The sequence below is a fragment of the Streptomyces sp. DS1-CR2 genome (assembly GCF_055760475.1).
Genome location: NZ_CM147085.1, coordinates 4026001 through 4048020, shown reverse-complemented (window position 1 = coordinate 4048020; position 22020 = coordinate 4026001). Strand labels below are relative to the sequence as shown.

General features: G+C 70.9%; 15 protein-coding genes. 6 read left to right on the top strand and 9 right to left on the bottom strand.

The window, feature by feature from the left end:
- Positions 1 to 17 precede the first annotated feature (17 nt).
- Together ACY0PA_RS19460 and ACY0PA_RS19455 are read right to left on the bottom strand one after the other, a co-directional pair.
- The gene (locus tag ACY0PA_RS19460; RefSeq protein ID WP_473085811.1) at positions 18 to 788 is read right to left on the bottom strand and encodes a hypothetical protein; all 771 of its coding nucleotides are present in this window, start codon (positions 786 to 788) and stop codon (positions 18 to 20) included.
- A gap of 149 nt (positions 789 to 937) precedes the next feature.
- The gene (locus ACY0PA_RS19455) at positions 938 to 2467 is read right to left on the bottom strand and encodes a CehA/McbA family metallohydrolase (RefSeq protein WP_473085810.1); all 1530 of its coding nucleotides are present in this window, start codon (positions 2465 to 2467) and stop codon (positions 938 to 940) included.
- Positions 2468 to 2634: 167 nt separating this feature from the next.
- Here ACY0PA_RS19455 and ACY0PA_RS19450 point away from each other — a divergent pair, with 167 nt between their 5' ends.
- Both ACY0PA_RS19450 and ACY0PA_RS19445 read left to right on the top strand, forming a co-directional pair.
- Positions 2635 to 3465, top strand: coding sequence for an LLM class F420-dependent oxidoreductase (locus ACY0PA_RS19450; protein ID WP_473085809.1), 831 nt, complete (start codon positions 2635 to 2637; stop codon positions 3463 to 3465).
- 148 nt (positions 3466 to 3613) lie between these two features.
- The gene (locus tag ACY0PA_RS19445) at positions 3614 to 6211 is read left to right on the top strand and encodes a bifunctional FO biosynthesis protein CofGH (protein ID WP_473085808.1); all 2598 of its coding nucleotides are present in this window, start codon (positions 3614 to 3616) and stop codon (positions 6209 to 6211) included.
- 76 nt (positions 6212 to 6287) lie between these two features.
- Here ACY0PA_RS19445 and ACY0PA_RS19440 read toward each other — a convergent pair whose 3' ends face one another.
- A complete protein-coding gene (locus ACY0PA_RS19440) occupies positions 6288 to 7733 on the bottom strand; it encodes an FG-GAP-like repeat-containing protein (RefSeq protein WP_473085807.1) in 1446 nt (481 codons plus the stop codon).
- Between the two features lie 188 nt (positions 7734 to 7921).
- Between ACY0PA_RS19440 and ACY0PA_RS19435 the strand changes: the two genes are divergently transcribed.
- A complete protein-coding gene (locus ACY0PA_RS19435) occupies positions 7922 to 11650 on the top strand; it encodes a tetratricopeptide repeat protein (protein WP_473085806.1) in 3729 nt (1242 codons plus the stop codon).
- Here ACY0PA_RS19435 and ACY0PA_RS19430 read toward each other — a convergent pair.
- On the bottom strand, positions 11629 to 11727 hold the full coding sequence (locus tag ACY0PA_RS19430) for a DUF397 domain-containing protein (RefSeq protein WP_473086366.1): 99 nt from the start codon (positions 11725 to 11727) through the stop codon (positions 11629 to 11631). The genes ACY0PA_RS19435 and ACY0PA_RS19430 overlap by 22 nt on opposite strands.
- Positions 11728 to 12060: 333 nt before the next feature.
- Between ACY0PA_RS19430 and ACY0PA_RS19425 the strand changes: the two genes are divergently transcribed.
- Positions 12061 to 13200 carry an ADP-ribosylglycohydrolase family protein gene (locus ACY0PA_RS19425; RefSeq protein WP_473085805.1) on the top strand — a complete coding sequence of 380 codons (1140 nt, stop codon included), beginning with the start codon at positions 12061 to 12063 and terminating at the stop codon, positions 13198 to 13200.
- A 59-nt stretch (positions 13201 to 13259) separates the two neighbouring features.
- Here ACY0PA_RS19425 and ACY0PA_RS19420 read toward each other — a convergent pair whose 3' ends face one another.
- Entirely contained in the window at positions 13260 to 14843 is a 1584-nt protein-coding gene (locus ACY0PA_RS19420; protein ID WP_473085804.1) for a sodium:solute symporter family protein, read from the bottom strand.
- A 233-nt stretch (positions 14844 to 15076) separates the two neighbouring features.
- The gene (locus tag ACY0PA_RS19415) at positions 15077 to 15859 is read right to left on the bottom strand and encodes an SDR family oxidoreductase (protein WP_473085803.1); all 783 of its coding nucleotides are present in this window, start codon (positions 15857 to 15859) and stop codon (positions 15077 to 15079) included.
- 81 nt (positions 15860 to 15940) lie between these two features.
- Here ACY0PA_RS19415 and ACY0PA_RS19410 point away from each other — a divergent pair, with 81 nt between their 5' ends.
- Complete coding sequence (locus ACY0PA_RS19410) at positions 15941 to 16780, top strand: hypothetical protein (RefSeq protein ID WP_473085802.1); 840 nt, start codon at positions 15941 to 15943, stop codon at positions 16778 to 16780.
- Positions 16781 to 16894: 114 nt separating this feature from the next.
- On the opposite strand, the gene ACY0PA_RS19405 is transcribed toward ACY0PA_RS19410, so the two are convergent.
- The 3 genes from ACY0PA_RS19405 to ACY0PA_RS19395 all read right to left on the bottom strand — a co-directional run bounded on the left by ACY0PA_RS19405 (position 16895) and on the right by ACY0PA_RS19395 (position 19305).
- Positions 16895 to 17104 (bottom strand): DUF397 domain-containing protein, encoded by a 210-nt coding sequence (locus ACY0PA_RS19405; RefSeq protein ID WP_473085801.1) that lies wholly within the window; start codon positions 17102 to 17104, stop codon positions 16895 to 16897.
- Between the two features lie 245 nt (positions 17105 to 17349).
- Positions 17350 to 18219, bottom strand: coding sequence for a helix-turn-helix domain-containing protein (locus ACY0PA_RS19400; RefSeq protein ID WP_453455758.1), 870 nt, complete (start codon positions 18217 to 18219; stop codon positions 17350 to 17352).
- A 354-nt stretch (positions 18220 to 18573) separates the two neighbouring features.
- A complete protein-coding gene (locus ACY0PA_RS19395; RefSeq protein ID WP_473085800.1) occupies positions 18574 to 19305 on the bottom strand; it encodes a GOLPH3/VPS74 family protein in 732 nt (243 codons plus the stop codon).
- A gap of 195 nt (positions 19306 to 19500) precedes the next feature.
- On the opposite strand from ACY0PA_RS19395, the gene ACY0PA_RS19390 reads away from it, so the two are divergent.
- A complete protein-coding gene (locus ACY0PA_RS19390; protein WP_473085799.1) occupies positions 19501 to 21948 on the top strand; it encodes a D-alanyl-D-alanine carboxypeptidase in 2448 nt (815 codons plus the stop codon).
- Positions 21949 to 22020 lie beyond the last annotated feature (72 nt).

Genomic DNA, 22020 nt, shown 5'->3' with positions numbered 1-22020 from the left:
GACTCCTGCCCCTCCTCCTACTGCGGCGGCCAGCCGCTGTAGGGCGCCTGCTGTCCGTACTGCGGGGGCGCCTGCTGTCCGTACTGCGGAGGTTGCTGCTGTCCGTACTGCGGAGGTTGCTGCTGCCCGTACTGCGGGGGCTGCGGTGCGCCGTACGGGGGCTGGGCCTGGCCGCCGTACCCGGGCGCCTGCCCGCCGTACTGCTGCTGCGACTGGCCGTACTGCGGCTGGGAGCCCGGCGGGAGGTGGAAGACCTGGCCGGGTGAGGGCTCGTGGCGTACGAAGCCTGCCGCCTGGAGGTACGCGCCGGCCTTCTTGTGGCGCAGGAAGGTGATCCACATGCCGACGCCGGCCAGGACGGCCATGCCGCACACATAGCCGACGGCGAGGCCCGGAGAGCTGCCCAGGAAGGTGAACGAGCGCAGGAACGCCAGGAGGACGACCACCCCGACGACCGGCAGCCGCTTCAGCAGCGCGGCCTTGCTGCTCAGGTCGAACAGCACGCGCTTCTTGTTGAGTTCCAGCGTCTGCGGCGGGATCCCGGGCACCTGCGGCGCGTACGGCCAGTACTGCGCGGCACGTGCCTGCGCCTGCGGGTTCGGGTCGGGGGTGAAGAGCAGTTTGATGGAGAAGATCTCCTGGCGGGCCCCGGCGTACTGATAGCCGAAGAGCTCGGCAGTGGACACCAGCGTCGCGAGCCGCTTCATCATCGACATCTTGGTCGTGAACTCGAACGGCATGCCCCTGCGCATGTGGTCGAACAACTGGACCGTCTGGCGATCTGCCATGCGTCTTCCGCCCCCGTCTTGGCGCGCCCGGCACTGCCGCACCCGCCGCTGTGGCAAACATTCAGGAGGGGCAGCCTAGCCAGCCATGCTGTCCAGGCCGCCCCCACCCCCGGGGCCGGGCTCCGCTCGTCTTCAGGGAAGTTGGACTCCTACGCCCCCAGGAACACCGGGTTCGTGAACGCGGTGAGCGCCCCCGGCAGGCCCGGGGCCGTCGCCGGGTGACGGACCTCGGCGCGTACGTAGGCCGCGTACGACGCCGTCGTGCGCCACTCGGCCGTGCCCGACCCGGACTCGGGGAGCGCCGGCGCGGTGAACAGGGTGCCCTGGTCCGTGACCAGGTGGAGCGTGCAGCCCGGGGCGCCCTTGACCTCCAGGCGGACGGTGACTGGCGCGTCGGGGTCCACGTGGAGGCGCTCGCCGATGCCCGCGTGCTCGCCCCGCGAGCCGGACGCCGTGAACGTCAGCTCCACGGACTTCGACTCGGCGACGTACGAGCGGCCCGCCTTGATGCCCGCCTGGATGGCCTCGCGGGTCAGGTCGTCGGCGAGGACCACCGTCTGCGGGCCGCCGATGCGGTCCGGGTCGCGGTGGGCGTCGCTGTTTCCCATCGCCGGGATCCACTGACGCGAACCCCGGACGGACGCCACCAGCGTGTTGTCCCAGTCGGCGAGGGAGACCTCGTCGTCCGGGGTGTACGGGCCGTTCCACACCTCGACCGCGTCCGCCTCGCCGAAGCCGAACTTCCAGTTGCAGCCGACGCAGGTGGCGTGCGGGTGGGCGGGGACGACGAGGCCGCCGGCGCGGCGGATCTCGGCCGCGTACTTGCCGAAGCGGTTGTCGCGGGCGCGGTAGCGCCAGTCGACGAACGTGCCGGGGTCCGTGCCGAGCGCCACCACGTGCCCGTTACGGGTCGTGATCTCCTCGCCGAGCATGATGAGCAGGTCGTCGCCCGCCTGGTCGGCCCAGTGGGCGTGCGCGGAGTGCGTGTTGTGCTCGGACGTGTTGATGAAGTCAAGGCCGGCCGCGCGGGCGAGGGCCGCGATCTCGGCGGGGGTGCGCTTTCCGTCGGAGTACCAGGAGTGCAGATGGCAGTCGCCCCGGTACCAGGCGCGGCCCCGGCCCCTCGCGCGCGAGGGCGGGTAGACGGGCTTCGGGGTCTCGCCCTGCTCGCCGTACGTGAGCGTGACGGTCAGCTCGTACGGGAGGCCCTCGGGTGCCACGGTGTACGGGCCGAGCGCGATGTGCCAGGTGCCCGCGCGGACCGGGCCCGGGATGTAGCCCGGCGTCGCGTCGTCGGCCCGTACGAAGAACTCGGTGCGCGCGCCGCCCGACCAGCCGCGGAAGCCCTTCCCGCCGAGCGCGGTGCCCCGTTCGTCGAACACCCCGATGTCCAGGGCGTTGTTCTGCGTGCCGGCCGGGACGGTCGCCTTCGTGTAGGTGTACGCGACGTGGATCTCGCGGACCCCGCGCGGCACCTCGACCGGCACGTACACGAAGTCGGGGGAGCCGGGCGGCAGCGTCCCCCTGACCGTCCTCGTCTTCTGCGTACCGTCCGCCGGTGTGCGGCCGTCGGCCGCGCTCGCGAAGCTCACACTGCTCAACGTAAGCGCGGTAGCCGCTCCCGTCACGAACAGCGCGCGTCTGCCTAGGCCGGTCGTCGTGTGGTCGTCGTCGCACATACTGCGGCTCCCAGAGTGTCGTGACGTTCCGTCTGTGACGTGGGTGGTGCAGGCAACTCTCGTATTGAGCCGTGAACTCCCCTGTAAGGGAAGGGGATCGGAGTCTTACGACTGTCCCTGCCGGGGAGTCCGTGGACTCCTGGAGGAGGGCCGGGTAGTAATGCCCCATGCGGATCTCGACCACGATCTTCCTGACCGACGAGACCATCACGCCCGTGCGGCTCGCACGTGAGCTGGAGCAACGCGGGTTCGCCGGGCTGTATCTGCCCGAGCACACCCATATCCCGGTGGAGCGGGCGACGCGGTATCCGGCCGGGGGTGATCTGCCCGCCGAGTACGGCCGCACCCTCGACCCGTTCGTGGCGCTCGGGCAGGCCGCGGCCGTCACCGAGCGGCTCGGGCTCGGCACCGGCATCACCCTGATCGCCCAGCACGACCCCATCGACCTGGCGAAGCAGATCGCCACCCTCGACCACCTCTCCGGCGGCCGCTTCACGCTGGGTCTCGGCTTCGGCTGGAACGTCGAGGAGGCCGCAGACCACGGCGTCGCATGGCGCACGCGGCGCGAGCTCGGCCGGGAGCGCATGGGCCTCATGCGGGCCCTGTGGGCGCAGGAACCGACCGCGTACGAGGGCGAGTTCGGGGTGTCGGTGCGGGCCAGTCACGCCTACCCGAAGCCGGCGGGCGGCGCGCCCCGCACGCTGATCGGGGGAGCGGCGGGCCCGAAGCTGTTCGCGCACATCACCGAGTACGCGGACGGCTGGCTGCCGATCGGCGGGCGCGGCCTGACCGAGTCGATGCCCGTGCTGCGGGCCGGCTGGGAGGAGGCGGGCCGCGACCCGGCGGACCTGCACGTCGTCCCGTACGCGGTGCTGCCGAGCCCGGGCAAGCTCGCGCACTACGAGGAGCTCGGCATAGACGAGGTCGTCCTCCAACTGCCCCCGGCGGACGAGGCTCCGGTCCTCAAGATCCTCGACGAGTACGAGCAGTACCTGTAGGCAGTATCTGTAAGCAGTACCTGTAGGCAGCCTGTCCAGCATCTGTCCAGGACGGGCGGCGGGCGCGGGTGAAACGTGTACGTCGCGTGATCCCGCGCACGTCGGCGCGGCGCAGACGTTGTCGGCGGGCGCTCGTATCCTCGGGAGCATGAGTGATCCGGAGGCTGTACGACCCACTGCCAACGCGATGCGCCGCGCGTTGAAGCGGTCCCGCGACGGCGTTGCCCTCGACATGGCCGAGGCGGCGGTCCTGCTCCAGGCCCGCGGCGACGACCTGCGGGACCTGACGGCGTCCGCCGCGCGCGTGCGCGACGCGGGCCTGAAGGCCGCGGGCCGTCCGGGCGTCATCACCTATTCGAAGAAGGTCTTCATCCCGCTGACCCGGCTGTGCCGGGACAAGTGCCACTACTGCACGTTCGTGACCGTCCCCGGGAAGCTGCGCCGGGACGGCCACGGGATGTACCTGTCGCCGGACGAGGTCCTCGACATCGCCCGCCGCGGCGCCGAGATGGGCTGCAAGGAAGCCCTGTTCACGCTCGGCGACCGGCCCGAGGACCGCTGGCCCGAGGCCCGCGAGTGGCTGGACGCGCACGGGTACGACGACACGCTCGCCTATGTGCGCGCCATGGCGATCCGCGTCCTGGAGGAGACGGGCCTGCTCCCGCACCTCAACCCCGGCGTCATGACGTGGACCGACCTCCAGCGCCTCAAGCCGGTCGCGCCGTCCATGGGGATGATGCTGGAGACGACGGCGACGCGCCTGTGGTCCGAGCCCGGCGGCCCGCACCACGGCTCGCCCGACAAGGAACCCGCCGTCCGGCTGCGGGTCCTGGAGGACGCGGGCCGGTCGAACGTCCCGTTCACCACCGGCGTCCTCATCGGCATCGGCGAGTCGTACGAGGAGCGGGCCGACTCGCTCTTCCAGCTGCGCCGTATCCAGCGCAGCTACCACGGCATCCAGGAAGTCATCGTCCAGAACTTCCGCGCCAAGCCGGACACGGCGATGCGCGGCATGCCGGACGCCGAGCTGGAGGAGCTGGCCGCGTGCATCGCGGTCGCCCGCCACATCCTCGGCCCCTCCGCCCGCATCCAGGCCCCGCCGAACCTGGTCGACGAGGAGTACGCGCTCCTGATCGGCGCCGGAATCGACGACTGGGGCGGGGTGTCCCCGCTGACCCCGGACCATGTGAACCCCGAGCGCCCCTGGCCGCACATCGACGAGCTCGCCGCGAAGACCGGCGAGGCGGGCTTCGAGCTGCGCGAACGCCTCACGATCTACCCGGAGTTCATCGAGCGCGGCGAACCGTGGCTCGACCCGCGCCTCCTTCCGCACGTACGGGCCCTCGCCCGTGCCGAGACGGGCCTCGCCGACGAGGGCGCGCGCCCCGAGGGCCTGCCCTGGCAGGAGCCCGACGAGGGCTTCACCGCCACCGGCCGCACGGACCTGCACCGCACCATCGACACGACGGGCCGCACCTCCGACCGGCGCGACGACTTCGACGACGTGTACGGCGACTGGGAGGCGCTGCGCGAGCAGGCCGCGCCCGGCATGGTCCCGCAGCGCATCGACAGCGATGTGCGCGCCGCGCTCGCGACGGCGGCCGACGACCCGACGAAGCTCACCGACGACGAGGCGCTCGCGCTGCTGCACGCGGACGGCCCGGCGCTCGACGCCCTCTGCGGCATCGCGGACGACATCCGCAAGACGGTGAACGGCGACGACGTCACGTACATCGTCACGAGGAACATCAACTTCACGAACGTCTGCTACACCGGCTGCCGCTTCTGCGCCTTCGCGCAGCGCCGCACCGACGCGGACGCGTACACGCTCTCGCTCTCCCAGGTCGCCGACCGCGCCGAGCAGGCGTGGGACGTGGGCGCGGTCGAGGTGTGCATGCAGGGCGGCATCCACCCCGACCTGCCGGGCACGGCCTACTTCGACATCGCGAAGGCGGTGAAGGAGCGTGTCCCCGGCATGCATGTGCACGCGTTCTCCCCGATGGAGGTGGTGAACGGCGCGACGCGCACGGGCATGTCGATCCGGGACTGGCTGACCGCGGCGAAGGAGGCCGGCCTCGACTCGATCCCCGGCACGGCCGCCGAGATCCTCGACGACGAGGTCCGCTGGGTCCTCACCAAGGGCAAGCTCCCCACGGCGACATGGGTCGAGGTCATCAAGACGGCCCACGAGCTGGGCATCCGCTCGTCGTCGACGATGATGTACGGGCATGTGGACCAGCCCCGCCACTGGCTCGGCCACTTCCGCACACTCGCCGGTATTCAGCAGGCCGCCCTGTCCAAAAACGTGGGCGGCTTCACGGAGTTCGTGACCCTCCCGTTCATCCACACCAACGCGCCGGTCTATCTGGCGGGCATCGCGCGCCCTGGCCCGACGACCCGGGACAACAGGGCCGTCACCGCCATGGCCCGCGTCCTCCTGCACCCCCACATCCCGAACATCCAGACGAGCTGGGTGAAGCTGGGCACGGAGGGCGCCGCGGAGATGCTGCGCTCGGGGGCGAACGACCTGGGCGGCACGCTGATGGAGGAGACCATCTCCCGTATGGCGGGCTCCAGTTACGGCTCGTACCGCTCCGTCAAGGACCTCATCACGATCGCGGAGGAAGCGGGCCGCCCGGCGAAGCCGCGCACGACGCTGTACGGGGAGGTCCCCCAGGAGCGGCAGCGCGCGGCGACGGCCTCGGACGGCCACCTGCCGGAACTGCTGCCGGTGCTGGGGGACTGAGCGAGACTGCGCGGGACTGCGCGGCTCTGTGCGAGGCCAGGGTGGGTGAGCCCATGGGCCCACCCACCCTGGTCCGTCAGTGACCGATGAGGTCCTGCCCCAACTGGGCGTTCTTCTCCGGGACATGGACGGCGGCGGCGCCGAACGACGTGATGCCGCTCGTGGTGAGCCCGCCGGTGGCCCCGCGCAGCACCCAGGCGGCGCCGGAGTCGGTGTACGTGCCGTCCTCCAGTGGAGCGGTGGCGGTCAGGTCGGCCTTGCCGTCGCCGTTCAGGTCGGACAGGAGGACCTTCTGGCCGAAGCCGTCGCCCGTCTCCGAGGCGCCGGGCACGGCCGTCGTGGACTGGTTGAAGGCCTGCGAGCCCGTGCCGGACAGGCCACCGCGGCCGCCCTTGAGCAGGACGACGCTGCCGGCGTCCTTGATGCTGCCGATGGCCTCGCCGGGCACGCCGACGGCGATGTCCGCGTAGCCGTCGCCGTTCACGTCACCGGCGGAGAGGTCGGTGCCGAACATGTCGCCGCTCTCGCCGACCCCGGGCACGCCGGCCGTGTCCTGCGTGATGGTCTTCGTGCGGGTCGTCGAGGGTCCGTCCGCGGTCCCGTACATGACGAGGACGGTGCCCTTCTCGTACGGGATGTCCTCGTAGTTGTCGCCGATGTCGTGGACGACGAGGTCGCCGTACCCGTCGCCGTCGACGTCACCGACGGCGCCGCGGAACGACGACGTCAGCGACTTCGCGGTGTGGCTGACACCGGACTTGCCGCCCTTCCAGAACTTGCTGGCGTACGCGGACTCCTCGAAGCCGTGGCTCGTGACGATATCGTCGGCCCCGTCCCCGGTCATGTCGCCGACGACGATGTCGGAGGGGCCGAAGGTCTGGCTGGTGGCGATGGTGTCCTGGCTCGCCGGCTTGCCGCTCGCGCGGTCGAAGGGGCCGTAGGAGAGGGTCATCCCGGCGGTGTCGTCGTCCGGGTCGTCGCTGCGCGGGTAGTCGTCGGTGACGAGGTCGCGGTGCCCGTCGCCGTTGAAGTCGCCGACGGCGAACATCCCGGTCGACGTGGGCAGCGCGACACTGCCCTGCCCGCTCAGCCCGGCGGCCGAACCCCACAGCACGACGCTCGGCGCGCCGCCGAGCCCGGCGACGACGAGGTCGGTGTACGAGTCCCCGTCGAGGTCGCCGCTGGTGACGCGCTCCCCGAAGTAGCCGCCCTCCTCGGCGGCCCCGGGAATCCCGGTGGTGGAGCGGCTGAAGACCTTGGCGTGCGCGATGTCCGGCCCGTTCTTCCCGCCGTAGACCACGGAGACGGCCCCGGCGGTCTCTTTCCCGGACACGGTCGCGCCCGGCGCCCCGAGCACGAGGTCCTGGTACCCGTCGTGGTTGAAGTCCGTGGCGGGGACGTGAGGCGGAACGGGTGTGGCGGCGGCGGCGGCGGCGGTGCCGGCGGCGGACGCGAGTCCGAGCGGCACGGCGAGCGCGGTGACGGCGAGGGCTGTGACAAGTGTGCGGCGCACTGTTCCCATCCTTCTTGGTGTCCTGTGGGGGTGTTCCTGGTTACGTGAAGAAAGACGGGCCACCCGAGGGAAACGTTGTACGCGCCCCCGGAGTACGCACGTCCCAAGCCTGTAACAGCGCATGAAGCGGCCCTCGTTCGGGACGTGCGGCACACTGAGGGGCAGGGATCTGGCGGTGACGGGGAGGGGTGTGCGCCGTGGGCGCTTCAGGGCCGTCGATGCAGGAGCTGATTCGTCGGCGCAGGCGCGCGGGATTCGTGGGCCGACGTGACGAACTCTCCGCGTTCCGGGGCAACTTCGAGATACCGGTGGACGACGAGCGGCATCGGTTCCTGTTCCATATCCACGGAAACGCCGGGGTCGGCAAGACCTTCCTGGTGCGGGAACTCGAGCAGGTGGCGCGCGAGCGCGGCGCGCTGACGGCGTACGTCGACGAGGCGGTGGGCAGCGTTCCGGAGGCTCTGGCGGCGCTCGGCTCCCAGTTCGCCGCGCAGGGGCATCGCCTCAAGGACCTCGACCGGCGGCTCGCCGCACACCGGGAGCGCCGTCACGAGGCCGAGTCGGCGTCCGCCGCGGCCCTGGTTCCGGAGCAGCCCGAGCCCGCCTCGCCCTCGGCGGGCAGCATGGCAGTGGCACGGGCGGGCCTGGTGGGTCTCGGACTCGTGCCGGGCGTCGGAGCGTTCGCCGGGGCCGTGGACCCCGCCCCGCTCGCACGTGGAGCCGACCGGCTGAAGGCGGGCCTCAGCGCTCGGCTGGGCAGCCAGGAGGACGCGCAACTGGTCCTGGCGCCGGAGAAGTCCCTGACCCCGGTCCTGCTCACCGAGCTGGCACACATCGCCGCTTGCGTGCCGTGGGTCGTGCTGTTCTTCGACACGTACGAGCGGACCGGGCCGTTCCTGGACGGGTGGCTGCGGGATGTGATGACGACGGAGCGGTACGGGACGCTTCCCGCGAACGTCGTGGTGACCACCGCCGGCCAGCGTGACTTCGATGCGTCGCGATGGGGCGGCTACGCCGATTACGTGGGGAACATCCCGCTCGAACCCTTCACGGAGGCCGAGTCGCGGGGCCTGCTCGCGGACAGGGGAGTGGTCGCCGAGCCTGTCGTCGAAGAGGTGCTGCGGCTGACGGGCGGCCTCCCCGTCCTGGTCTCCACCCTTGCCGAGAGCCGGCCCGCCGACCCTGACGACGTCGGCGACCCGAGCCCCACGGCCGTCGAGCGGTTCCTGAAGTGGGAACAGGACGAAGTGCGGCGCGCCGTCGCCCTCGCCTGTGCTCTTCCGCGCCGCCTCGACGCGGACGTCTTCCGGGCCGCCGTGGGGAGCCCGGACGACGACGCCGCGACGCTGTACGGATGGCTGCGCGGGCTCGCGTTCGTCAGCGACCGGGGCGACCGGGTCCAGTACCACGGGGTGGTGCGCTCGCAGATGCTGCGGCTGCAGCGCCATCAGTCGCCGCGGGACTGGGCGGACCGGCAGACGCGGCTCGCGGAGACGTTCGGCGCATGGCGGGCGGAGGCGGAGGCGGGACTGTCCGGGTCCGACCCGTGGTCGGCGAGGGGCTGGCGCGAGCTGCGCCTCGCCCAGTCGTACCACCTGCTGTGCGCGGGCCCCCGCGCCGCGCTGCCCGGCGTCCTGCGGGAGGTCGTCGACGCGATCGACGAGGGGGAGTCCGTCGGACGGGCCTGGGCGCAGATGATCGCGGAGGCGGGGGACGACGCGGGCGCGGACACCGTGGCCGAGTGGGGGCGTGACCTGCTCGGCGCCCTGGAAGCGGGAGGGACCGTCGCGGCCCTGGGGCTGCTCCTCGACCGGGCGGCGCAGGACCCCCGGACAAGGGCGCTCATCCGGACGGTACGGGGCCGGGACCTGCGCCACGAGAGGCAGCTCGAGCGCGCGGTGGCCGAGTACGACCGCGCCATCGAGCTGGACGCCGAGCAGGCGAGGGCGTACTACGGGCGCGGTTACACCCGACTCATGCAGGGCCGCATCTTTTTCGCGGACGGCCTCGTCGATCTGGACCGGGCGGTGGAACTCGAGCCGGGTGACGTCGACTTCCTGATCGGACGGGCGGAGGCGCACTGGCTCCTGGACCACCTCCAAGAGGCGCTGGCGGACGCCGACCGCGCCCTGGAACTCGGCTCGGACGGGTGCGAGGCCTTGGTGATCAAGGGGCTTTCGCTGTACGAGCTGGGGCGCGGCGACGAGGCCCTCGACGCGCTCAACCGGGCCATCGCCATGGATCCGACCGACTCGCGGGCGCTGATCTACCGGGCCAAGGTGTGGAGGGACCGGGGCGACGGCACGCGGCACTGGGAGGACCTGGACCGAGCGCTGAGCGCGGGCCCGGACGACACCTGGGTGGCTCTCGAGCGCGGCGAATACCTGCGCATCGCCGGCCGCTACCCGGAAGCTCTCGCGGAGTTCGACCGGGCCCTGAGCATCGACGACGCGTATGCCGCCGCCTATGCGAGCCGGGGCGTGACCCATCACGCGACGGACCACGACGAACTGGCCCTGCGCGACCTGGACCGGGCGATCGAACTCAGCCCGGACTACGGGTGGGCGCTGGTGCAGCGGGCCGGGGTGAGGAACGCGCGCGACGAGACGGCGCAGGCCCTGGCGGATCTCGACCGCGCGGTGGAGAGCCAGCCGGACAACGCCTGGTACCGCAGGGAAAGGGCGGAGGCCCTTCGCGAGGAGGGCCGGTACGAGGAGGCCCTGGCCGACTTCGACGTGGCTCTCGGCCTGGACGGTACGGACGAGGTCACGCATGCCCGCCGGGGAGTGACCCTCAGGAGCCTCGACCGCGCCGCGGAGGCGCTTACGGCTCTCGACCGGGCCGTCGAACTCGACCCCGACTACGTATGGGCACTGGTCCAACGGGCGAAGACGTCGTATCGCCTGGACGCACCGGACCGCGCGATGGCAGACCTGGACCGCGCGAAGGAACTGGGGCCGGATCTGGCCTGGGTGGCCGTCGAGCGCGGCGAGGTCCTGCGCCTGACCCGGCGGTACGCGGAGGCTCTCGCCGAATTCGACCGGGCGATCGGACTGGACGCGGAGTACGTGCAGGCCCACGCGTGCCGAGGCGTGATCCTCTACCGGCTCGACCGTGACGACGAGGCGCTGGCCGCGCTGAGCAGGTCGCTGGAGCTGGACCCGGACTACGCCTGGGGGCGGGCGCAGAGAGCCGAGGTGAACCGGTATCTGCGTGACTTCCCCCAGGCCCTCGCGGACGCCGATCGGGCAGTCGAGCTCGCCCCGTCGTCCGCCGAGTATCTCGAGATTCGCATCAGCGTGTCCCTGGCCGTGGGCCGCCTGGACCAGGCCTGGGAGGATCTCGCCCGGCACGTGGAGCTGGGCGGAGACCAGGGGCATAACCATCTCGCTCGCGCCGTGATCCATCTGTACCAGGGGCATGCGGAGCAGACCCTGGCGGAGCTGGGGCAGCGGGGAGCGGCCGGCGACGGGACGGACGGCCCCGCACTTCAGGTCGAGGTCTACGCGCTGCGCCTGCTCGGGAACCTGGCCGCGGCACGGCAAGTGGCGACGCGGCTGCGCACACAGGACGTCGTGGCCGGGAGCATAGAACTCGCCCTCACCGCCGGCGTCGGTGACGTGCACGCGGCGGAAGCGTTGTGGCGGGACGCCGAGCAGCTTGCGGCGGTCCCGGAACTCTCCACCCGCGTGAAGGATCAGAACCTTCTGCTGCTCAGTTCCGCGGCTCTCGCCGACTGGCCCGCCCTGGACAGCCGTCTCGCCGAGCTGTTGGCCTCCGGAGCGGCCTGGGACGATCTCACCGAGATCGCACTCGCCCTGACGGAGCTCCTCAACAGCCAAGGCGCGGACCGCACCCGCCTCGCCCCCCGTCTGGCGCGGGTCGTGGCAGCAAGGGACGCCGTTCAGGAACGGTACGCGGCGTAGGCGACGAATCCCCGCCAGAAGCTGTCGGAGAAGGCCGGTCGAGGGCCTCGCCGGTTCTTGGAGTCACGGACGTGGATGGCCTGGACGATGTCAGCCGACCGGCAGCCCGAGTGCAGGTACTACGGGCGGACGTCAAGCATCGGCTTGTACACGGCGGCCTGGCCCGGCGACATCGCGGCGAGCGTCGCCGCACACCGCACACCGCACGTCGGACGGCGGTCGAGCGGCGGCGCGCCGCAGGTCCCCGGGCCGCGCCTCGGGACATCGTCCGGTTTGCGGAAGAAAAGCGGGTGAATTGGTCTCAAGGGCGACTTCGCCTGTGCCACTTCGGCTCTCAACCGGGTACGCCCCGTCGATTACAGTGCTGCGCAGCCGTCGCACGCGTAACGAGACCCGGAGGGGAGCTCCCCGTGGCAGCCCCACTGACCCCCAAGCAGGGGGGACCCTCATCGGCCGTATGGGGCCGCGCCGAGCAGCAGGATTTCCGCAGCCGGGTCCGCGGCACGCTCATCGGGGCCGCGCTCGGCGATGCCCTCGGGGCGCCGCTGGCCGGGCTCTCCCTCGAGGAGGTCAGGGCCGCGCACGGTCCGCAGGGACTCACCGACCTCGCTCCCGCTTACGGGCGCCGCGGCGCCGTCACCGCCGCCACGCAGCAGGCGCTCTTCACCGTGGACGGCCTGATAAGGGCGCAGGTGCGGCGCGACACGGGCGCCTGGCATCCGCCGACCGACGTGCACCGCGCCTACCTCCGCTGGGCCGCGACCCAGCGCGACTGGGGCCCGGACGAGCGCCGCAAGGAGGACGGCTGGCTGGCCCGCGAGGAGTGGCTGTACTCGCGCCGCGGCGCCTCCCGCGACTGCCTCCTCGGACTCGGCAACGACGTCATGGGGACCCTGGAGAAGCCGAAGAACCCGGGCGCCGCCGGATCCGCGCCGGCCGCCCGTTCGGCCCCGTTCGGCCTGCTCGTCGGCTGGGAGCCGCAGCTCGTCTTCCAGCTCGCCGCCGAGTGCGCGGTCCAGACGCACGGCGCGCCCGCCGCCTACCTCTCCGCGGGGGTGTACGCGGTCCTGGTGCACGGACTCGCGCGCGGCGAGAGCCTGGACGGCGCCGTGCAGCGCGCCCTCGTCCTGCTGGCCGCGCGGCCGGGGCACCAGCCGGTCACGGACGCGCTCAAGCACGCGCTCGGCGCGGTCCGCCAGGGCATGCCGTCGGCCGCCCGCGTCGACGAACTCGTGGGAGACGGGCTCGCGGAGGGCGTGCTCGCCGTGGCGGTGTACTGCACCCTGGTGGGCGACGACATACGGCACGGCCTGTGTCTCGCGGTGAACCACGGCGGCCCGTCCGAGGCGACGGGCGCGCTGTGCGGGGGCCTGCTCGGCGCCCTGCACGGCGAGACCGCGCTGCCGCCGGGCTGGGTGACCGAGCTGGAGGGCCGCCCCACCGTCCTGGAGCTCGCCGACGACTTCGCGATGGAGATGACGCAGGGGCCAGCCCTGCACAGCCCCGCGGCATCCTCGCCGGGGTGGCTGGCCCGCTACCCGAGGGCGTGAACGCCGAAGCGCCGGACCGGCTGTGATCAGCCCGCCCGGCGCCCGGTGAGGAACAGCCGTTACGAGAGCCGGCCGGGCGGCTGCGAGCCCACCGCCCCGTCCTGCGGCTCCGCCGGCGCCGGAACGGCCGCCGCTGCGGCGGACCCGTCGTTGTCCGTGTTGATGCGCTCGATGAGCGCGTCCCGCTCCGGAGTGTCCTCCGGCTTCACGTAGCCGATGAGGATGTACAGCACGAGCGAGACGGCCAGCGGGATCGACACCTGGTACTCGAGCGGTACGCCGCCCTCGACGTTCCAGTTGATCGGGTAGTTGACCAGCCAGAAGGCGAACAGACCCGCGGCCCAGCTGGTGAGCGCCGCCGTGGGACCGGACTTGCGGAAGGTGCGCAGCAGACCCAGCATCATCGGGATCGCGATCGGGCCCATCAGACCGGCGACCCACTTGATGACGACGGTGATGATGTCCTTGAACGTGGGCGAGTTGACCTGGGTGGCGACCGCCATCGAAAGCCCCAGGAAGACCACCGTCGTCAGGCGCGCGGCGATCAGCCCCTTGTGCTCGTTCCACTGCCGCGCCTTCTTCGAGAACGCGGGCGCCACGTCACGGGTGAAGACGGCGGCGATGGCGTTCGCGTCCGACGAGCACATGGCCATGGTGTGCGAGAAGAAGCCGACGATGACCAGGCCGAGGAGACCGTGCGGCAGGAGCTGTTCGGTCATCAGGCCGTAACTGTCCGAACCGTCCGGCTTCTGCGCGTGCACCAGGAGCGGCGACACCCACATGGGGAAGAAGAGGACGACCGGCCAGACCAGCCAGAGCACGGCGGACAGGCGGGCCGAGCGCGTGGCCTCGCGGGCGCTGCCGGTGGCCATGTAGCGCTGGGCCTGGTTCAGCATGCCGCCGTTGTACTCGAAGAGCTTGATGAAGAGGAACGCGAGCAGGAAGATCGTGCCGTACGGGCCGACGAGCGGCTTGCCGTGGCCCTGGAGCGCGGGCTCGTCCCAGACGCCGAAGAAGCCGCCGTGCGGGCCGAGTTTGCCGACGACCGCCACGAACATGGCGATTCCGGCGATCAGCTGGATGATGAACTGGCCGAGCTCGGTGAGGGCGTCGGCCCACAGCCCGCCGATGGTGCAGTAGACGGCGGTGATCGCGCCGGTGATGAGAATGCCCTGGTTGAGGGAGACGCCGGTGAAGACGGACAGCAGGGTCGCGATCGCGGCCCACTTCGCGCCGACGTCGACGATCTTCAGGAGCATGCCCGACCAGGCCAGCGCCTGCTGCGTCTTGAGGTTGTAGCGGTTCTTGAGGTATTCGAGCGGCGACGCCACATGCAGGCGTGACCGCAGCCGGTTGATGCGCGGCGCGAACAGCTTCGAGCCGATCGCGATGCCGAGCGCGATGGGGAACGACCAGGTGACGAAGGACGTCACGCCGTAGGTGTACGCGATGCCGGCGTAGCCGGTGAACATGACGGCGCTGTAGCCCGACATGTGGTGCGAGATGCCGGACAGCCACCAGGGCATCTTGCCGCCGGCGGTGAAGAAGTCGGAGACGTTGTCCACGCGTTTGTGGGACCAGACGCCGATCGCGATCATCACGCCGAAATAGCCGATGAGCACGGCCCAGTCGAGACTGTTCATTGAGCCCCCTCCAGGGGTCTGGTCCTACTTATGAACGCCGTTCATGGTGTGGGGAGCCGAAGGGCCAGGACAACGCACCGGAGAGTCAAGGGACAGTAAAATCGTTCTACTTATTGACCTGCGTTCAGGTCCATGAATCGAGATGGGGGCAAAAAGGACCGCACGGCAGTGGGTGCCGTGCGGTCGGGAGGCGTTGCCTGTCCGGGCTGCCCGTCAGGGCTGCTCGTTCGCAACTACCGCATCAGCTCACCCGCGTTGACCAGAAGCGACTGTCCGGTGATGGCCCGCGCCCGGTCGGACGCGAGGAACACGGCGGCGTCCGCCACGTCCCCGTCCGTGGCCAGTTCGGGCAGCGCCATCCGCTCGGTGAGCCGCCCGAGGACCTCGTCCTGCGGTACGCCCTCGGTGTGCGCGGTGAACTGGACGTACGCCTCGACCGGCGGCCCCCACATCCAGCCGGGCAGCACGGTGTTGACCCGGATGCGGTGCGGGCCGAGCTCGCGGGCCATGGAGTACATCGCGGAGGTCAGCGCGCCCTTCGAGGCCGCGTACGCCGCCTGCCACACCTGGGAGGGCGCGGCCACGGCCGACTGCGTGCCGATGGCGACGACGGAACCGCCCCGCTCCTTCAGTGCGGGCAGGCAGGCCCGCGTCATGCGCAGCGTGCCGAGCAGGTTCACGTCGATGACCTGCTGCCACGTCGCGAAGTCCGCGTCCTCAAGGCCTCCGAAGTAGCTGTCCCAGGCGGCGACATGGACCACGGCGTCGACCGAGCCGAACCGCTCGCGCGCGAGCCCTGCCAGCGCCTCGCACTGGCCCTCGTCGGTGATGTCCGTCGCCGCGTACGCGGTGTGCGTACCGGCCGGGTCGATCTCCGCGGCCGACTTGGCGAGGTTCGCCTCCGTGCGCGCGCCGAGCACGGCGTTGCCGCCGTCGCGCACCACGGCCGCGGCGACCTGGTGGCCGAGCCCGGCCCCGACCCCCGACACGACCACTGTCTTTCCGTTCAGGAGCATCCGGTCGCCTCCCGGCTATGGCAGTTCTTCTGACGGGGCGTCAGAGTAGGCCCGTCCGGTGGAGGAAGGAAGGGGAGCGTCGTGAGCGAGGACACGAGGAGCGAGGTGTACGCGGAGCTGGCATCGGTCGGCCCGTACGGGGTGCGCCCCGGGCACGCCCTGATCACCATGGTCGAGCCGCACCCGGGCCATGAGTACGCGTACAACCGCTGGTACGAGGACGACCACTACTACGCCGGCGCGATGGCCATGCCCTGGATGTACTCGGGGCGCCGCTGGGTGGCCACGCGCGAACTCCAGCTGCTGCGCTACCCGGAGAAGTCGGCGGTCGCGCAGCCGGTCACCGCGGGCTGCTACATCTCCACGTACTGGATCACCGACGGCCGCTACGACGACCACATGAAGTGGACCGTCGGCATCAACAAGCGGCTCAACCGGGACGGGCGCGTCTATCAGGACCGCACACACGTCTTCACCGCGTTCCAGGACCACGCGGCGACCGTGTACCGCGACGGGGCGGCCGGACCGCGCGACTACCACGCACTCGACCACCCTTACCGGGGTCTGGTGGTGGAGGTCATCGACACCGAAGGGCCCCAGCAGCGCGAGGAGTTGCTGGAGTGGCTGCGCTCCCGCCACCTGCCGAAGCGGATCGCGGGCTCACCGGCGGCGATGGTCACGGTCTTCCGCCCGACGCCGCTGCCGGGGGACCGGATGTCGTACGTGAAGCAGGTCGAGGGCGTCGACACCCGTCTGACGCTCCTGTGGTTCCTGGAGGCGGACCCGGCGGACTGCTGGGAGGACCACTTCACGGGGCTGGACGCGGCGGTTCACGAGTCGGGCCTCGGCCACGTCGAGCTGGTGGCGCCGTTCATCCCGACGATCCCCGGCACGGACACGTACGTGGACCGGTTGCGGTAGGCGAATGGCCCATGAAAGAGGCCGAGCCCTCTCGGCTAGGACGGCGGGCCAGTCGAGAGGGCTCTGTCAGTGGTGCGGTGTTGCTGTGCAGTGATGAGGCTCCGCTCCGATCCCTCAGTCGGCGTCGAAGGTTCCCTGGCCGACCTCGGCCACGAAGGAGTTCCATGATTCGGGGGCGAAGCCGATCGAAGGCCCCTCGGGGGCCTTCGAGTCCCGCACTGCGATCGCGTGCAGGAGAGGGGACTTGACCTCGACGCACGCGCCGTTCCCCGTCGAATAGGAGGACTTGGTCCAGGAATTCGTGCCGCCCTGCTGAATTGCCATTTTTGCTCCGGTTTAGCCAGTGGTCGAATGTGCTGCCACCGCTCCTGTGAAGCGGATTGCGCCAACGTGGTGCTTGATGGCGTGATCGACGCTACTCGCCAACATCGGTGCGCGAAGAGGCCATTCACTCGACCGGATGGCATATTCCATGAGGGTCTTCCGCCCCGCCGCGGCGAAGGTGTACCGTGCGGCACTCTTCTCGCGCGGGGCGGATTCTGTCCCTCTGGACCGCCTTTGGGTCTTCCCTAGACCGCTTCCTGGAGCGCGTAATCCTGGGCGATCTTCGCGATGAACTGTCGGGATTGCTCCACATTCAGCGCCTGTGCCCGCAGATGCTCGTACATCACGCTGTACTTCTGCACATCGTTGGCCTTTTCCAGATAGAGATCACTGGTGACGCCCTCGATGTAGACGACGCTCGAATCCGCGGCGTCCGGGAACTCCAGAATCGCGTACTGGCCGTTCAGGCCCGGGTGCGCGCCCATGTCGAACGGAATGACCTGCACGGTCACATGGGGCAGCTGCGACTGCTCGACCAGGTGCTCCAACTGCTCGCGCATGACGGCCCGGCTGCCGACGACGCGGCGCAGCGCCGACTCGTCGAGGACGGTCCACAACCGCAGCGGGTTGTCCGGGGCCGCGATGCGCTCCTGGCGGCGGACGCGGACCTGGACGCGCTTGTCGATGTCGGTCGGCGTGGTCTCCGGGAGCGCGCCGGTGATCAGCGTCTCCGCATACGCCCGGGTCTGCAGCAGACCGGGCACGACCTGCGGATCGTAGACGCGCAGGCTCGCCGCGTCCGTCTCCAGACCGATGTAGACGCTGTACGGGATGTCACCGAAGGAGTGCCACCAGCCCTGCTGACGGGAGTCCTTGGCCATTTGCATGAGCGAGTCGACGATGCGGTGGTCCTCGACCTCGTAGACCCCGCACAGGTCGCGGACGTCGCGCTGGCTGATGCTGCGCCGCCCGTTCTCGAGTCTGCTGATCTTCGACTGCGAGACCAGGAGCCGCTCGGCCACCTCTTCGGCGGTCATGCCTTTGAGCTCGCGGAGCCGGCGCAGCTCCTGGCCCAACCGGCGCCGCCTGACGGTGGGATTGACGTTGGACGCCACGGGACGTGCACCTCCGGCTGCGTGCCTCTGTGATTCTTTGCGTATCTTGCGAATCTGCTGCTCAGCAGATTGCCACCCTGGGCTTCATACCGCTGGGAAACGGCGGATATGCGCAGCGGACACGACAGTTGGGCACGTGGCCGGACATGCGGCCGTGGCGGGACGTGTGGCAGTGGCCGGACATGCGGCCGCGCGGGGTGCCGGCCCGTGTCGTCGTCCCGACGTCCGGATCCGGCACCCCGCGCGGCTCAGCGGCTCCCGGACCGGTCTTTGGGGACTGCGGTGCGGCGCTGTTGCGGTGCGGGCTGTTCAGTTGGTGCGGTGCTGATACTCGCGGTCCTGCCGAGTTCTCGCTCAGTGCGCCACGGCACGGGCCATCGACCCGTGATGCGGCTGCATCGGAACCCTGCCGGGCTCCGGCGCTCCCCTGCCCGGCGGGGCCGGGCTGCGGCGTGGCTGAGCGGCCACACCGTTCTGGACGTCCATCACGGCGTGCGCCACGAGGCCGCCCATGGGGTCGTGCCTGATCAGGTCCCGCAGCCGGGAGCGGGACGATCGTCCCTCGTTCCCCGGATACAGATGCTTGCCGAGTCCGACCGCGTGGGCCAGTGCGGCGAGCGCCGCGGTCCGTGGGTCCGGCGGTACGCCGGTACGGATCGCGCTGTCCAGCCGGGCCCTGATCTCCCGGCTGATCTCCGTTTCCGTCGCTTGGTAGCGAGTCGTCGGAAGCACTCCGCACATCTGGCCCGCCACGGCATGGACCATGCCGCACCTTTCCAGATGCGAGAGATACGTCTGGCGCAGCCCCAGTCGGGGCCCGCCGATCCAGTGCACCGCGCGTACCGGGGTGCCGCGCCTTCGCAGCAACTCCAGTGCGCAGTCCAAAGTCGGATCTCCGGTCGGCCGTGGTGCCACCACGGCGATACGATCCCCGTCTGGGGCTATCCGTCCGGCCAGCGCCAGCTCTACTAGCTGTGCTCCGGCCAGACCTAGGTCGAGCGACTGCGGCTGCGCTGTGGTACCCGTGGCCGGGTCCAGAGCGAGCAGCAGAAGCTCCTCCGGAATTGTTCTGCGGCTCCTGCCCATCCATGCCTCCCCGCGTGGATGAATGACAGGGTGACCCCTCTCACATTGGTCTGTCGAGGGTGCGTGGGTGCTTTGTACGGGAACCAGTAGGTATGTCGTTCTCGTCTACCACCTGAGTGAAGCCCCCACACAGGACACTGGTACATGGTTCGGACAGCAGCGGCGTAGCGCGTGGCGCGTAGCGAGGAGGCATCGGTGGCGGGGACCCCCGACAGGTCGAAGCAGCAGGAGTCGTCGGGAGGACCGACCCCGGAGGAACGGGACCCGAGGCTCGCGATGGCGAGGCAGTCGCCGGAGCGGGTCGATCAGGCGACGGCGGTGTTCTCCGTACGGGATGTTCCGGCGGCGGGGACGGAATCCGGTTCGGCGGAGGATTCCGCGCCTGACCCGGACTCCGACTTGGGCGCGAACGCCTCCGGCGCGGAGGGCTCGGGCGCATCGGATTCCGGGGCGGACCCGGAGCCCGAGGCGGGTTCCGGGGACGGCACGGAGCCGGGTTCCGGCGACGAGCCGGGCGACGCACGCCTGCGTGCCGCGGTGGCGGCCTGGGTGGCGGGTCCGCGGGACGACTCCGCCGATGAGCCCGAGGCGGCCGGTGCGGGTGCCGCTGACGCGGCGGAGGACGGCGGGGACGCGGACGCCCCCGAGGCGGACGAGGCGGACGGGCCGGAGGCGGCAGACGACGCCGCTGAGGCCGACTCCGGTGACGACGAGGCGGACGCCGCTGAGGACTCGGCCGACGCCGAGGCCACGGACGCGCCCGAGGAGTCCGACGCGGACGCCGAGTCGGCCGACGCTGCCGAGGCAACCGTCGACGACGCCGAGCCTTCCGATGTCCCTGAGGCACCGGAACCTGAGGCACCGGAAGCCGAGGCGTCCGACGCCGACGCGGAGCCGGCCGATACAGCGAAGGCTGACGCCGAGCCGACCGACGACGCAGAGCCGACCGGCGAAGCGAAGCCGTCCGACGAGGCGAAGGCCGACGCCAAGCCGGCCGACGAGGCCAAGGCACCCGCCGACGCCAAGCCGTCCGACAAGGCGAAGCCGTCCGACGATGCCGGGCCCGCCGACGCGGAAGCCAGGCCCCCGGCCGTCGACCAGGCCACCGCCGTCTTCAAGGCCGTCAAGCCGCCCGTCGACCAGCCGACCCAGATGCTCAAGTCGCTCGGGTCCAGGCCCGCCGGTGCGGGCAAGGCCGAGTCCGATGCCGAGCGCACCAGCAAATTCGTACCGCTCAAGGGGTTCGACTCCGGGGCCCCGGCCAGGCCCGAGGCACAGCCCAAGGCGGAGCCCACCGCGCCGCCGGCGAAGCCCTACGTCGGCCCCGAGCGCACCACCCAGCAGCCGCTCCCGCCGCTGCCCCCGCTCGACCTCCTGGCCGAGCTCACGAACACGCCGCCGCCCGCGGAGACCCGGGTCCGTACGGTCGTGCGCAGGGTGAAGATCTGGACGCCGATCGTCCTGCTGCTCGCCGTCCTGTTTGCGGTCGTACAGACCGTACGGCCGCTGCCCGCGCCCACGCTGGCGCTGACCGCCAAGTCGACGTTCGCGTTCGACGGGGACAAGGTGTCGCTGCCCTGGCCCGCCGAGGGCCAGGGCTCGATGGACGTCAGCGGCATCGGCTCGATGGATCAGTTCGGCGAGCAGAAGCCCGTACCGATCGGGTCCGTGGCCAAGGCCATGACGGCGTACGTCGTGCTCAAGGACCACCCGCTGCAGCCGGGCAAGGACGGACCGTCCATCGACGTGGACGCGAAGGCGGAGAAGGAGGGCGGCTACGACTCCGAGGGCGAGTCGACGCTGAACACCGTCAAGGAGGGCGACAAGCTCAGCCAGAAGGACGCCCTGTCGGCCATCATGATTCCGTCCGCGAACAACATCGCGCGGCTCCTCGCCCGTTGGGACGCCGGTTCCGAGGAGGCGTTCGTCAAGAAGATGAACGCCGCCGCGAAGGACCTCGGCATGACCGGCACGACCTACACGGACCCGTCCGGGCTGAAGGAGACGACCGTCTCCACCGCTCGGGACCAGGTCAAGCTCGGCAACGAGCTGGTGAAGATCCAGGCCCTGATGGACATCACCAAGCTGCCGACGTGGAAGGACCCGTCGGGCAAGACGTGGCAGAACTACAACCGCCTCGTCCCGTACAACAACGCGGTCGGCGTGAAGACCGGTTCGACGACCAAGGCCGGCGGCAACCTGCTCTTCGCCGCGACGAAGGACGCCGGCGGCGAGACCGTGACGGTCGTCGGCGCGATCCTCGGCCAGCACCGGGCGCCGATCATCGACACCGTCAACGCGGTCAGCAAGACGGCGATGCTCGCGGCGCAGGACGCGGTGAAGGCGTCGACGATCCTGAAGAAGGGCGACGTCGTCGGGTACGTGGACGACGGGCTCGGCGGGCAGACCCCGGTCGTGGTGACGGAGAACGTCTCGGCGGTCGGCTGGGCGGGCCTGACCGTGAAGCTGGAGCTGGCGGACGGCGCCAAGGGTGCCGTCATCCCGCACACCGCGAAGGCCGGTACGCAGGTCGGCGAGCTGAAGGTCGGCGACGGTTCGGGTGGCGCGGTCACCGTCCCGGTCGCCCTCCAGAAGGACCTGACCGAACCCGGCTTCGGCGAGAAGCTCACCCGCGTCGGCTGACGTCTCGGTCGGTCTCACGCGAAAGCGCCCCCACGGCACCAGAACTCAAGCACAGCCGTGGGGGCGCTTCTC